The organism is Rhodococcus sp. 06-235-1A, assembly GCF_002258785.1.
Taxonomy (GTDB): domain Bacteria; phylum Actinomycetota; class Actinomycetes; order Mycobacteriales; family Mycobacteriaceae; genus Rhodococcoides.
This window is the reverse complement of sequence record NZ_NOYI01000009.1, coordinates 153037-165395: the sequence shown is the minus strand read 5'-3', so window position 1 is coordinate 165395 and position 12359 is coordinate 153037. Positions and strand designations below refer to the sequence as shown.

The following is a 12359-nucleotide window of genomic DNA, read 5'->3' as shown; positions in this document are numbered from 1 at the left end:
GGTTATGTCCCGAGCTTGCCCCAGCCCACATACGCGTCGACGGTCACGTAACCGGTCACCCGAGGCTGATCCCGAACCGGATACGGGTTCCCGGTGTAGTGCGTCGAAATGCGATCGATATCCACCAGATCCGGATCGTCCTGCAACTCGATCGAGCCGTGAACCGTCACGTGCGTGTACCAACTGGCCTCGTCCAACACCGAAATCGAGACCTTCGGATTCGCCCTGATGTGCTCGAGTCGCTTCCGGGACGCGTCGAAATTGAGCACGATCTTCCCGTCCTCCCACAAATACCAGGTGGGCGCGGTGATCGGCGTTCCATCGGCACGAACCACAGCCATGACCGCGGGATTCGGCTTCTTCAACAACTCGACTGCGGCATCGGGCAACGGGGGCTTCGGCATAGGACAACACTACGACTCGACCGTCGCCTTGGTCCCACATTCCGCCACAGCGCCTCCCTGAGTCCGCCCCCGAGTCCACTCGATGTGCCATTGACTGCCGAAAAGGCCACTGAATGTCACATCGAGTGCACTGGGGGATCCGGGCGCGATCGGACGTCGAGTGCGCCCGCGAGGTACTGCCGACTACAGGTTCGGGAGTTTGACGACCTGTCCGGCGTAGGACAGTCCTGCACCGAAGGCGAGGAGCAGTGCGGTGTCGCCTGCTTTTGCTTTGCCGGTTCGTAGGAGTTCTTCCATGGCCAAGGGGATCGAGGCTGCCGAGGTGTTGCCGGTTTCGGCGATGTCGTTGGCGACCGGGGTTCCCTCGTCGAGGTTGAGGCTCTTGGCCAGTAGTTCGGTGATGCGGCTGTTGGCCTGATGGGGGATGAAGGCGTGCAGTTCGTCGGCTTTGATGCCTGCGACGTCGAGTACCTTCTGTGCTGCCTTGCCCATCTCGAATGCGGCCCAGCGGAAAACGGAGATGCCGTTCATCCGGATCCAGGGGCGTTCCATGTCGGCCTTGGTGATGTAGTCGTACCAGTCGATGGTCTGGACGATGGCGTCGGACTGCGAACCGTCCGAGCCCCAGACGGCAGGTCCGATTTCGGTTTCGTCGCTCTGTCCGACGACCACGGCACCTGCGCCGTCGGCGAAGATGAAGCGCGTGGTGCGGTCGTATGGGTCGGTGGTGACGCTGAGCTGCTCGGCACCGATGACCAGGACGTACTTGGAAGTTCCGGCCTTGACGAGGTCGGATGCGACGGCCAGGGAGTAGCAGAAGCCTGCGCAGCCGGCGCAGATGTCGAATGCGGCGGGCCCCTTGGTGCCGAGTCCGTGCGCGACCTTCGCTGCTGCCTGTGGTGTCAGCTCGAGATGCGTGGAGGTGGCCACGATGACGGTGTCGACCTGATCGGCCGTGATTCCGCTGGCCTCGAGGGCTTTGCGGCCTGCCGAGATCGACATCTGTACGACGTTTTCCTCGGGATCGGCGAAGCGCCGGTTCTTGATTCCCGAGCGCGTCTGAATCCACTCGTCACTGGAGTCGATGAATTCGCAGATCTCGTCGTTGGTCACGACTCGTTCGGGGCGGTGAACGCCGAGTCCGAGTAGTTTCGACTGTCGTCCCTGCGTCGTGCTGATCGCACCCATCTTCAATTTCCTCTCGTGCTACCGCGCCATCGCCGAGCTTCGGCTCGGGTCTTGGGCTACGGGCTCGGGGACACACGTTACGTGCGTCGCCTCGAGCGGTTCACACCAGTTCGGCGATGAGGGCCGCGACCTCGGCGGGTTTGTCGATCATGGCGTGGTGGTGCGCCGGTACGACAACGGTGAAATCGGCCTGCAGGTACTCGGCCAGCTTGCGCTGGGTTCGGATCCACCGTGTTGCCCAGGGCGACGGCCGGCCGGTATGTGCCGCCGCGACGGTAACGGGGACGTCGAGCTCGAATCTCTGACGAATGCGGTTCAGTTCGGCGGCGAGATCCGGGTACACGACGTCTTCCATCAACGCGGCGGCAAGATAGGTGGGCCGGCGATAGATGTCATCCACCCAGTCGAATGTCTCCTGCGGCGTGCCGTCGGGCGGGGTCGCCTGGTTGAGAACTCGGCGCGCACGCGGTCCGACCAGTTTTTGCAGACCGGTTCTGCTGAGCACCGTGGCGATCACGTGTGCAGCTTCGACGCGCACGGCGGCCGGGATGATGCGTCGAGGGTCGGATTCGGCGCTGGAATCGAGGAGCAGAACCCCACGGATGCGCGACGGGTACAGCCGGGCGACGGCTTCGGCGTAGAAGCCGGCGATCGAGTGACCGGCGACCACCGCCGGTTCCGTGGCACCGAGTGCATCGAGGACACCGATGATGCGGTCGGCTTCGCCCCGGACGGTAGGGGTGGCACCGGCAGGCAATGGATCGCTGAGTCCGAAGCCGGGCCGGTCGATGACGACGACGCGGTGCTCGGCGCCGAGAATGTTCACCGTGTCCTGCCAGTCGAACCAATTGCTGCCCAATCCGCCGCACAGGACGATCGTGGGGCCCGAGCCGCGCACGAGAATGTGGAGGCGCTGGCCGTCGACCTCGACGAACTGCCCAGGCGGATGTTTCACGGGAAACAACGCTGCTGGCTCGGTTCGGGCTTCGAGGTCCATGTCGTCTCCAGGGCGATATGCGTGACGCATTTCCGGTTTCCGCCACTGTTTACAGTCATGTTCCTTGTTTCTGGCCGGTTCGTCCAATTGGCTCGGTTGCAGAGGACATCACTGACGAGGCTTGGCCAGCGGAAACGCCAGCGTCTCGCGAATGCTGCCTCCGGTGATGAGCATGACGACGCGGTCGACGCCCATTCCCAGACCACCGGTCGGCGGCATTCCGTGCTCGAGTGCCTGCAGGAAGTCCTCGTCCAAGCTCATCGCCTCCTCGTCGCCGCCTGCCGCCAACAGTGATTGCTCGGTGAGTCGTTGCCGCTGATCGACGGGGTCAGTCAGTTCGCTGTATGCCGTTCCCAGTTCGACACCCCACGCAACGAGATCCCACTTCTCCGCGACGCCCGGGATGCTGCGATGCGGCCTCGTCAGTGGCGACATCGACGTCGGGAAGTCCTTGTAGAACGTGGGGAACTGGGTGTAGTCCTCGACGAGGTGCTCGTACATTCCCTGGGCGAGCGCTCCTGCGTCCCAGGTCTTCTCGTACGGAATGTCGTTCTCTTCGCACAGACGCTGGAGCTCCTCCAGAGGAGTCGCCGGTTCGACGGGCACTCCCAACTTCTCTGCGACGGCACCGTGCAGCGTCTTGACGGGCCACTCGCCGGAGATGTCGATCTCGATCATCTCCCCGTTGGGACCGTCGGGGCGCAGGATGATCTCGCGACCGTGTGCCGCGACGGCTGCCCGCTGAATCAGTTCGCGGCACAACACCATTGCGCGTTCGTAGTCGCTGTGGGCCTCGTACGCCTCGAGGATCGTGAACTCGGGATTGTGTTTGAAGTCCGCGCCCTCGTTGCGGAACACGCGACCGATCTCGAACACCTTCTCCATACCGCCGACGCACAGGCGCTTGAGGTACAGCTCCGGGGCGATCCGCAGGTAGAGATCGAGATTGTAGGCATTGATGTGAGTCACGAACGGCGCTGCATTCGCGCCACCGTGCACCTGCTGCAGAATCGGGGTCTCCACTTCCATGTACCCGCGCTCGCTGAGCGAATCACGCAGTGACTTGACGACATTCGAGCGAGCGATCATCAGCGCGCGAGCGTCGCGATTGATGGCCAGATCGACGTAGCGTTGCCGCACCCGGGCCTCGGGGTCGGTGAGTCCTCGGTACTTGTCCGGCAACGGGTGCAGGCACTTGGCGTTCATTCGCCAGTCGCTCGCGAGTAGCGACAGCTCTCCGCGCTTGCTGCGTCCGATGGTGCCGCTGACCTCGATGAGATCGCCGAGGTCGAAATCGGCGTCGAAGTTCTCGATCGAATCGCCGACGCGATCGCGGTCGAACAGCACCTGAATGTCGGCCGACCAGTCGCGGACCACAGCAAATACGACGCCGCCGTAATCCCTGATCCGCAGGATACGTCCGGCGATTCGCACCGTTGTACCCTGCGGCGAGGTCACTGCTGCCTCGACCGTGTGAGTCGGGGGATAGGCGACGGGATAGCCCTCTGTGCCCTCGCGTTCGAGGCGATCGAGCTTCGACATCCGCACGCGCACCTGGTCGGGGCGCTTGCGACTCGCTGTCTGCTCGTCGAGAACGCTGTCGGGACCACTGCCGTCCGGATGAATGTCCTCGGCGTCGGCCAGAGCGGCGGGGACAGCGACATGGGATCCGGTGTGCGTCGACGCCCGTCGGAAGGTCGGGAGGGTAAGGAAGCCCTCGGCGATGGCAGAAGCGACTCCGACCTTGGGCAACACCCGATTGTCTGCGAAGCACAGGTAGCGGGGTTCCCACTCGGGCAGGTACTTCACGTTCGAGCGATACAGGGCCTCGAGCTGCCACCATCTCGAGAAGAACACCAGCACGCTGCGCCAGATCCGCAGTACCGGTCCGGCCCCTATTCGGCTGCCCTCCTCGAACGCCGCGCGGAACACCGCAAAGTTCAGCGAGATCTTGCTGACGCCGAAATGGTCTGCGCTGGTCGCGAGTTCGGTCACCATCAGCTCGATCACCCCGTTCGGCGATGCCGGATCCCGGCGCATCAGATCCAGCGACGCGCCCGTGCGGCCCCACGGCACCAGCGAGAGAACACCGATCACCTTCTCGCCCTGAATCGCCTGCACCAGAAGGCAATCGCCGTCGAGCGGATCACCCAGGCGGCCCAACGCCATCGAGAAACCGCGCTCGGTCTCGGTATCGCGCCACGCATCCGCGCAGGCAATGATCTCCGACATCTCCTCCGACGAAATGTCCCGATGACGACGCACGGTGACCACGACACCCGCTTTGCGAGCCCGGTTGACCGCCTGACGCACGGGGCGCATCTCGCGTCCATTGAGGTTGAAGTCTTTGGTTTTCAGGATCGCTTCGTCGCCGAGTTCGAGGACGCTGAGGCCGGCCCGCTTGTACGCGGTGGCTCCGATCTCGCTGGCCCCCATGACAGCTGGAGTCCAGCCGTACTTCTCGGCCAGGTCCAACCATTCGGATATCGCGTGCGGCCATGCCTCCGGATTGCCGATCGGGTCCCCACTGGCCAGACACACCCCGACCTCGACGCGATACGTCACCGCCGCCTTGCCGCTCGTGGCAAAGATGACACCTTTGTCGCGGCGGGTGGCGAAGTATCCGAGGGAATCGTCGGCACCCCACTTGTCGAGCAGACCGCGGAGAGCGGACTCGTCGCGACCGGTGAGCGCATTGCTGGACCGCTGCGACCGAAACAACGTGAAAATCGCGCCCAGCAACGCCAATGCACCGAACAAGCCCAACGCCGTGTTGACGAAACCGTTGGGCCTGCCGTCGAACTGCTCGTTGTCCACCGTCGCCAACGCCGTGACGCGGTTGAACGCCCACAGAAATGTCTGACCTTCCGGCAACGAACCGGGGAACAAGGCCACCAGCGCCCACCCGACAATCGTTCCGACGGCCGCTCCGAGCACGAGCACGCCGAGCGCCTTCCAGACCGCGCCACGGCGGACCCGGGTGTAGAACTCCTTGCGCGACGCGACCAGCACCCCGGCCACCAGAACGTGCACAGCCAGTGCGATCCACGAGTTGACGTTCTTGTCCTGGATACCCTCGACGACATTGGTGATCGCCAACAACACCAGATAGATCGTCAGCAACCACCACGCAATTCTCTTGCGACTCGCCAACGCTGCCGCCAACAACCCGACAACCAGCGCCCACGACAAACTCGTGTCCGGCGCGTCGAAGTAGTACCGGTCCACGTACTCGCGAGGAACGTGAATCAGAAAACGCAGAGTGGGCGACAGACTCCACAAGAACAACAGCACGGCGAACACCCCGAGCACCAGCCCCGCGATATGCGGAACCTCACTCAACCGACCTCGCTCGGGCGGAACGAACGACCGTGGAGTCGTAGAACCGGACCGCTCCGAGGGAACTGCTGTCGCCGTCATGTCTCACTCCCGAAGTCAGAATGCATGTATGCAAAGTAGACGGTATCCCCGTCGCCCCCGACTCTGCGATCATTGCCCGCACCTCCCGCCCACTCAATGTGACCGACAGTGGCCTTTTCGACGGTCAATGGCACATCGAGTGGACCTGAGACGGTCGGCGGGCGGGCGGTTGCGGCGGGCGGTTGCGGGCTCGCATCGGCCCTCGATGCCGGCGATCGGATTCCGAGTCGATCCACAGGCAAAGAGTTATCCACAGGGCATTCTGTTGTCCGTCGTCATGTGCCAATCGTGTCGTGCGGGCAGCGCATCATCATGTTCATGAAACGGGGCGGCGCACGAATCGATGCGAAGGTGATCGCGGCTGCGTCGGATCGAGGGTTGGTGCGGACGGCGAAGCTGCTCGAGCTCGGGGTGGCCTCGAAGACCATTGTCCGACGCACACTCCCGGACGGTATCTGGTCACGGGCGCTGCCTGGGTTGGTGTTCTTGACGAACCGTTCGTTGACGCAGTTGGAACGCGCGACCGCGGTGTCGATCTACTGCGGGAGTGATGCTGTGATCAGCGGTCGGGCAGGGTTGGCGCTGCACGGATTGCTCCCGCCGGGGTCGTTCGAGGAGACGTTCGCCCTCATTCCCGAGGCGCAACATCGAAAGTCCGTGGGCTTCGCTGCGGTGGAGCGCACGTGGCGGATGCCGCCGCCGGAGATCAAGTCGGGGCTGCGCGTCGCGCCCGTCGTTCGATGCTTGTGCGACGCGGTCCGCCGAATGAAGAACACCGAGCAGTGCATGGCGTTGATTGCACGTGTCGTGCAGAGGGGAGCGGCCACCGTCGACGCGATCATGAAGGAGCTGAACGCCGGTAGTACGCGGGGAACTGCGATGCCCCGGCGAGTGTTGAGGGAATTGGCGACGGGCGCACACTCGGTGGCGGAGGCCAAGGCCCAGAAGCTGTACGGCCGCAGCGGGCTTCCGGCGATGCACCACAACGTTGCTGTGTACGACGAGCAGGGCAAGTTCCTGCTGATCGCCGACAATTGGCTCGACGACGTCGCGTTGGACTGGGAGATCGATTCGCTCGAGTACCACCTGTCCCCTGCAGACCACCGAGCGACGGTGGAGCGGCGTGAGCGAGCGCAGAACGCGGGCCTCATCGTCGTGACACACCTGCCGAGCGACATACGTGACAATCCGGAACGGGTGTTGTCGGATTTGCGGGCACGCTACGAACAGGCAAGGGCACGACCTCGACCGAACGTCACGATGCGCCCGACAGTGGACCGCACCTACCGACAATCGGGCTGATATACCCACACCATGTGACGGCCCGTTTCGGACGCCGCAGCGATCGGTCGATTCTCGATCCTGTCCAGCGCGAAGCCGACCCTTCTGGGCACGGCCTGGCTCCTGAGATTTGCTTCATCGCAGTGGATTTCGACTCGGTCGATTTCGTCGAGCTCCAGTGCGACCTTCATCAGCGCCGTGGTGGCCTCGGTCATCACCCCGCGACCCTCGGCTTCGGCATCGAGCCAGTACCCCAATTCGATTCCGTGCGGACCGATCCTGCGATGCAGGCCGATCTTGCCCATGAAGGAACCGTCCACCAGATCGAAAATGCTGTAGTCGAACATGTCGCCGGCGTCCCATTGCTCGCTGGCGCCTGCGATGCGAGCGACCTGCGTCGACACTTCCGCAGCCTCGCCCGTCGCCCAACTCATCCACGGCAGAAGCCGAGTTCGATTGCGATCGATCGCATCGGCTACGACGGCAGCGTCATCCGCCGACTCCCGACGAATCACGAGGCGGTCGGTCACAATCCGATCGGGAGGCGCGAAGACCATGGCAGTCAGTCTGACGGCCACGCCGCGCATCGGCGAGCCATTTTGACTGCAGTTCGCAGATCGTCATGTCCACTCGATGTGCCATCGACGGTCGAAAGGGCCACCGAATGTCACATCGAGTGGACGGAGGTGTCTCGTGAGGGTCAGGAGGCCGACCAGGATCGCCAGGACAGTTTCTCGATGATGATCACCGGACCCTCGGGTCTGTTGTTCTTGTATTGACTGTATTTCGCGACCAGGGCGTCTGTTGCCGATGTGCCTTCGGCGCTGGAGGTTTCGGTGATGTGTGCGTTTCCGTCGGCGCGGATCCACCAGAGTTGGGTCCAGTCGTCGGAGTAGTGGTCGACGATGAGGCTGACGGCGGGGTCGGCGCGGATGTTGTCGAGTCGCTGGAGTTTCTGTGTTGTCTTGGGTTTCCAGTCGATGGCGGTGAAGATTCGGTCGCCGGTGGGTGCGACGGCGAACACGATCGGCACCAGGTGCGGTGTGCCGTCGGGGTTGATGGTGGAGAGTTGAGCTCGGGGTGCGTCGGTGAAGCGTTGAACTTCGTTGTCGATCTTCACGTTCGTTCCTTGGGTTATGCGGATTCGCTGTGGGTGCTGTGTCGGGCGATGAATTGTTCGAGTGCCGCGATGGACATGGGGCGTCCGAGTAGGTGTCCTTGGCCGAAGGTTACGCCCATGTCGGTGCAGATCTGGAGTTGCTCGGCGGTCTCGATTCCTTCGATGACGGTGTCTTTGCCGAGTGTGGTGGTGACGTCGACCAGGGCTGTGCACAGCGTGGTCATGGCGCGTCGTCGGTGGAGGTTGTCGCTGTCGAGGTGCTGGGTGAGTGATTTGTCGATCTTGAGGATGTCCACGGGGAGGGTGGCGAGGCGTTCGAGCGAGGAGAAGCCGGTGCCGAAGTCGTCGATGGCGATGAGGACGCCGTGGCGTTGGACGTCGCGAAGTTGGTAGTGCACGGCATCGAGGTCGTGCAGTGTTTTCGATTCGGACAGTTCGAGTGCGAGCCGTCCGGGTTCGATGCGGTAGGTGTCGACGATATCGATGACGTCGGTGGCCAGGGTTCCGGTGGCGAAGTGGGCCGGGCTTATGTTGACCCCGATTTGGAGGTGGATGCTGCGGGACTGCCAGTCGGCGATCGTGTGCGCGACCTCGGTGATGATCCACAGGCTCAGCGGGACGATGAGGTCTGCGTCTTCGGCGAGTGGGATGAAGGTGTCGGGCATCAAGAGGCCGAGTTCGGGGTGATTCCATCGGATGAGCGCTTCCGCGCCGACAACCGACCCGGTCGCGAGTTCGACGATGGGCTGGTAGACCATCGTCAGTTCACGTTCGACCATGGCGACGCCGCGTAGTCGTTCGATGAGTTCGAGTCGGGTGCGGTTGGTGTGGTGCAGCTCATCGGTGAAGACGTGATACTTGTTCCGGCCGACGGCTTTCGCGGCGTGCATCGCAGCGGTGGCATTGTGCACCAATTGTGTTGCGCTGATGTCTTTTTCGGTGCTGGAGGCGACTCCCACACTGGCCGTGAGGGTGAGTTGCCGGTTGCCCAGCGCGAAAGCGGGCTCGAAGATGCTCGCGAAGCCTGCTGCCATCGCGCGGGCCGCGATGGAGTGGCATCGTCGTGCGATGACCACGAATTCGTCGCCGGCGAGTCGGCCGATGGTGTCGCCGGGCCGGAGCGAGGCGGCGAGCCGGTCGGCGATCATGCACAGCAGATCGTCACCTTGAGCGGGCCCGAGGGCGTCGTTGAATTCTCGGAATCCGTCGATGTCGACCAGCAGGACGCTGAAGTGCTGGTCCGAACTGCGGTCGGCCAATTCGGCGGTGATGAGAGTGAGAATCTCGTCGCGGCTCGGGAGTCCGGTCAGTGCGTCGTGTCGGGTGGCAGCGACATGACGGGGCGGCGCGTCGTGCTCTCGGCTCACTGTTCCCCCTCATGGCCGGATAGCCATGACAGATCGTAGCTGAGAGTTTGCTTTTCTGCTATAAACCGGGGACATCCCCCTTTTTACGACCTATTAGATCATGATGTCCTCGGTTTGTGTCCGGTTTTCGACTTCCGTCGATTTTCGTTCCTCGATGCTCCAGGCTGCGGCATCCACGCCCTCGCTCAGTCCGAGTACCCATCGGGCCGCCGACCGGCCCTGGTCGAACAACGATTGCGCAACGGTGGTCAACCCGGCTGCTGCTGCAGCGGGGGAGTCGTCCCACCCGGTGACGGCCAGCCGCGCTGGAATGTCGATTCCGGACGATGCCGCAGCGTCGATCGCCCCCAAGGCGAGCTCGTCGCTCATCACGAGCAGGGTGTCGACGACGTCGTCCTGGAACAACTGCTGCGCAGCGACGGCACCTTCGGCGCGGGCGTTGTGGGTGGTGAAGAGAGTCGGTACCGTCGACCAGTCGATACCGAGTCGAAGGCACGCGTCGCGGTAGCCCTCGATCCGGGCTCGCGTCACCGGCATCGAGATGTTCGACGCATCCGCGCCACGCACGATCGTCGATTCGCGTCGGGAATCGGGCCGAAGAGCCACGATCGCCGGGTGTGCTCGGCTGCTCAAGGCGGCGGTGGCGATTGCCTCTGCCGCTGCTCGGTCGTCGATGGCGATCCACTCGAGGCCGGGGTGGTCGGGCCCACCCTGGATGCAGGTCGGGCGTCCGGTATCGACGAGTACGTCCAGGAGGGGGTCGCCGATCTCGGTGGTCCACACGACGTACCCGTCTACCTGTGCGTCTCGGATTCGCGCGGTGTCGTTGTCCCGGTGCAGGTTCGGCAGCATCACCAGTGCGGTGTCGGCGTCGAGGCACGCGTCGGCGATACCCGACAGGAAGCGTCGAGCCTGCGGATCCTCGAAAGCGTAGGTGAGTTTCTCGCCGAGTACGACGCCGATGCTGTTGTGTTTGCCGCTCCGCAGCGATCGGGCTGCGCGATTGGGTCCGGTGTAGCCGAGGTGGGCCGCTGCCGCGCGGACTCGGTCTCTGGTGGCCGACGAGACACGGCTCGGCTGGTTGTAGGTGTAGGACACGCTCATGGTGGAAACGCCCGCCGCCGCGGCAACGTCGGCCATGGTCACCCGAGTGTTCACTGGGCAACTGTAGCGCGATCCAACAATGATGTGTAACGATACACAGCATGTCGTCACCTCTACCGAGACTGCTCGTGCTCGCCGCGGCCGCCTTCATCTACGTCACAGCGGAAACGCTGCCCGTGGGTTTGCTCCCCGAGATCTCCGGCGACCTGGGTGTCAGCGAATCGGCCGTCGGGCTCCTCCTGACCTTCTATGCCTACGGCGTCGCCGTGATGACGATGCCGTTGATCAGGTTCGTACGCGAATGGCCGCGCCGACGCGTCGTCGTCATCACCGTTGCCGCACTCGCACTCTCGCAACTCCTCTCGGCGGTCTCCGTCGGTTATCCGATGTTGGTGATCTCTCGAATGCTCTGCGCCGCGACGCACGGAGTCTTCTGGGCCGTCGTCGCGCCCGTCGCCGCGTCCCTTGCGCTGCCCGGTAGGCAGGGCAAGGCCATCGCCACGGTCTACGCGGGCACCTCGTTGGCGTTGGTCGCCGGCAACCCACTCACGGCAGCCTTGGGCCAGTGGTTCGGATGGCGCACGGCAGCAACGATTCTCGGCATCGTCGCCGCAGCCATCGCTGTGGCACTGTACTTCGTACTCCCGGCGCTTCCGGTCGCCCGAGCGGTCTCGGAAACGAAAGAGACACCGCGAGTGCTCGACGGCTCCCTGGCCATTCTGTGCGGCGTGACGTTCCTGGCTGTCCTCGGTCATTTCGCCGCGTACACGTACTTCTCGGTGATCGTCGACCGTGCCATCGGATCGGCGGGAACCACCCTGACCTTGATGTTGATGCTGTACGGACTGTTCGGGGTGATCGGCATCTGGGTGATCGGCAGAACCTACGACCGGTGGCCCCGGCACTCGACCATCGGGGCACTGGGTGCGGTCGCAGCGGCAGTGGCAATTCTCTGGTGCACTCTGAGCGGGGCACCGGGCAGCTGGGCCGTGTTCGCCGTCGGTGCCATCGCGTTGTGGGGGCTGGCATTCACCACCCTCCCGGTGTGTATTCAATCGGCCGTGGTCAGAGCAGCACCGGCCGATGCGGACAAGGCGTCGGCGATCTATGTGGTTGCTTTCCAACTGGCGATCGCGACGGGCGCGCTGGTGGGCGGCGTCGTGATCGACCTCAGTGGCATCGTGGCCGTCACCGCTGCTGCAACGGCGCTCGTAGGCGCAGCGTTGGCCGTTGTCGTCCTGGCGCGCAACACCTTTCCACGCAGCTATGCACAGGGGCCGGTGACAGCAGCGGCACGCTGACCGTTGAGGGGTCCCGCACGATAGGGTCAGCACGCGACGAACGAGGGAATCCGGTGCAAATCCGGAGCTGGCGCGCAACGGTGACGAGTGAGAGCTCGAAGTCCGAATGCTCGGACGTCGTGATTCACCTCCATCCGCGGCTCCGCGACACGAGCCCTCAGCAGGAAGCTCTCTGAC

10 protein-coding genes and 1 riboswitch are annotated in these 12359 nt (G+C 63.7%); of the genes, 2 read left to right on the top strand and 8 right to left on the bottom strand.

Features of this window, described 5'->3' with window-relative positions; all coding sequences use genetic code 11:
* Window positions 1–2: 2 nt before the first annotated feature.
* From CH275_RS07625 to lysX, 4 genes are all read right to left on the bottom strand, one after another.
* The gene (locus CH275_RS07625) at window positions 3–404 is read right to left on the bottom strand and encodes a PPOX class F420-dependent oxidoreductase (protein ID WP_094676725.1); all 402 of its coding nucleotides are present in this window, start codon (window positions 402–404) and stop codon (window positions 3–5) included.
* A gap of 183 nt (window positions 405–587) precedes the next feature.
* Window positions 588–1592: a beta-ketoacyl-ACP synthase III gene (locus tag CH275_RS07620; protein WP_094676723.1), complete on the bottom strand. Its 1005-nt coding sequence runs from the start codon at window positions 1590–1592 to the stop codon at window positions 588–590.
* Window positions 1593–1692: 100 nt separating this feature from the next.
* A complete protein-coding gene (locus CH275_RS07615; RefSeq protein ID WP_179276033.1) occupies window positions 1693–2589 on the bottom strand; it encodes an alpha/beta fold hydrolase in 897 nt (298 codons plus the stop codon).
* Window positions 2590–2697: 108 nt separating this feature from the next.
* Window positions 2698–6009, bottom strand: a complete 3312-nt coding sequence (gene lysX, locus CH275_RS07610) for a bifunctional lysylphosphatidylglycerol synthetase/lysine--tRNA ligase LysX (protein WP_094676721.1) — start codon at window positions 6007–6009, stop codon at window positions 2698–2700.
* Window positions 6010–6327: 318 nt separating this feature from the next.
* On the opposite strand from lysX, the gene CH275_RS07605 reads away from it, so the two are divergent.
* Entirely contained in the window at window positions 6328–7311 is a 984-nt protein-coding gene (locus CH275_RS07605; RefSeq protein WP_094677299.1) for a hypothetical protein, read from the top strand.
* Here CH275_RS07605 and CH275_RS07600 read toward each other — a convergent pair.
* The 4 genes from CH275_RS07600 to CH275_RS07585 form a co-directional block, all read right to left on the bottom strand.
* A complete protein-coding gene (locus tag CH275_RS07600; RefSeq protein ID WP_094677297.1) occupies window positions 7293–7847 on the bottom strand; it encodes a GNAT family N-acetyltransferase in 555 nt (184 codons plus the stop codon). The genes CH275_RS07605 and CH275_RS07600 overlap by 19 nt on opposite strands.
* 143 nt (window positions 7848–7990) lie before the next feature.
* The gene (locus CH275_RS07595; protein ID WP_094676719.1) at window positions 7991–8410 is read right to left on the bottom strand and encodes a TIGR03668 family PPOX class F420-dependent oxidoreductase; all 420 of its coding nucleotides are present in this window, start codon (window positions 8408–8410) and stop codon (window positions 7991–7993) included.
* Window positions 8411–8424: 14 nt separating this feature from the next.
* Window positions 8425–9777, bottom strand: coding sequence for a putative bifunctional diguanylate cyclase/phosphodiesterase (locus CH275_RS07590; RefSeq protein ID WP_094676717.1), 1353 nt, complete (start codon window positions 9775–9777; stop codon window positions 8425–8427).
* Between the two features lie 93 nt (window positions 9778–9870).
* Window positions 9871–10935 (bottom strand): substrate-binding domain-containing protein, encoded by a 1065-nt coding sequence (locus CH275_RS07585; RefSeq protein ID WP_256990908.1) that lies wholly within the window; start codon window positions 10933–10935, stop codon window positions 9871–9873.
* Between the two features lie 47 nt (window positions 10936–10982).
* On the opposite strand from CH275_RS07585, the gene CH275_RS07580 reads away from it, so the two are divergent.
* Window positions 10983–12182, top strand: coding sequence for an MFS transporter (locus CH275_RS07580; protein ID WP_094676715.1), 1200 nt, complete (start codon window positions 10983–10985; stop codon window positions 12180–12182).
* Window positions 12170–12358: riboswitch (cobalamin riboswitch) on the top strand. (Overlaps the previous gene by 13 nt.)
* Window position 12359 lies beyond the last annotated feature (1 nt).

Bases quoted from the DNA above. Each gene is read 5' to 3' on its own strand.
- CH275_RS07625 (WP_094676725.1), bottom strand. From the start codon at position 404: ATGCCGAAGCCCCCGTTGCCCGATGCCGCAGTCGAGTTGTTGAAGAAG.
- CH275_RS07620 (WP_094676723.1), bottom strand. From the start codon at position 1,592: ATGGGTGCGATCAGCACGACGCAGGGACGACAGTCGAAACTACTCGGA.
- CH275_RS07615 (WP_179276033.1), bottom strand. From the start codon at position 2,589: ATGGACCTCGAAGCCCGAACCGAGCCAGCAGCGTTGTTTCCCGTGAAA.
- lysX (WP_094676721.1), bottom strand. From the start codon at position 6,009: ATGACGGCGACAGCAGTTCCCTCGGAGCGGTCCGGTTCTACGACTCCA.
- CH275_RS07605 (WP_094677299.1), top strand. From the start codon at position 6,328: ATGAAACGGGGCGGCGCACGAATCGATGCGAAGGTGATCGCGGCTGCG.
- CH275_RS07600 (WP_094677297.1), bottom strand. From the start codon at position 7,847: ATGGTCTTCGCGCCTCCCGATCGGATTGTGACCGACCGCCTCGTGATT.
- CH275_RS07580 (WP_094676715.1), top strand. From the start codon at position 10,983: ATGTCGTCACCTCTACCGAGACTGCTCGTGCTCGCCGCGGCCGCCTTC.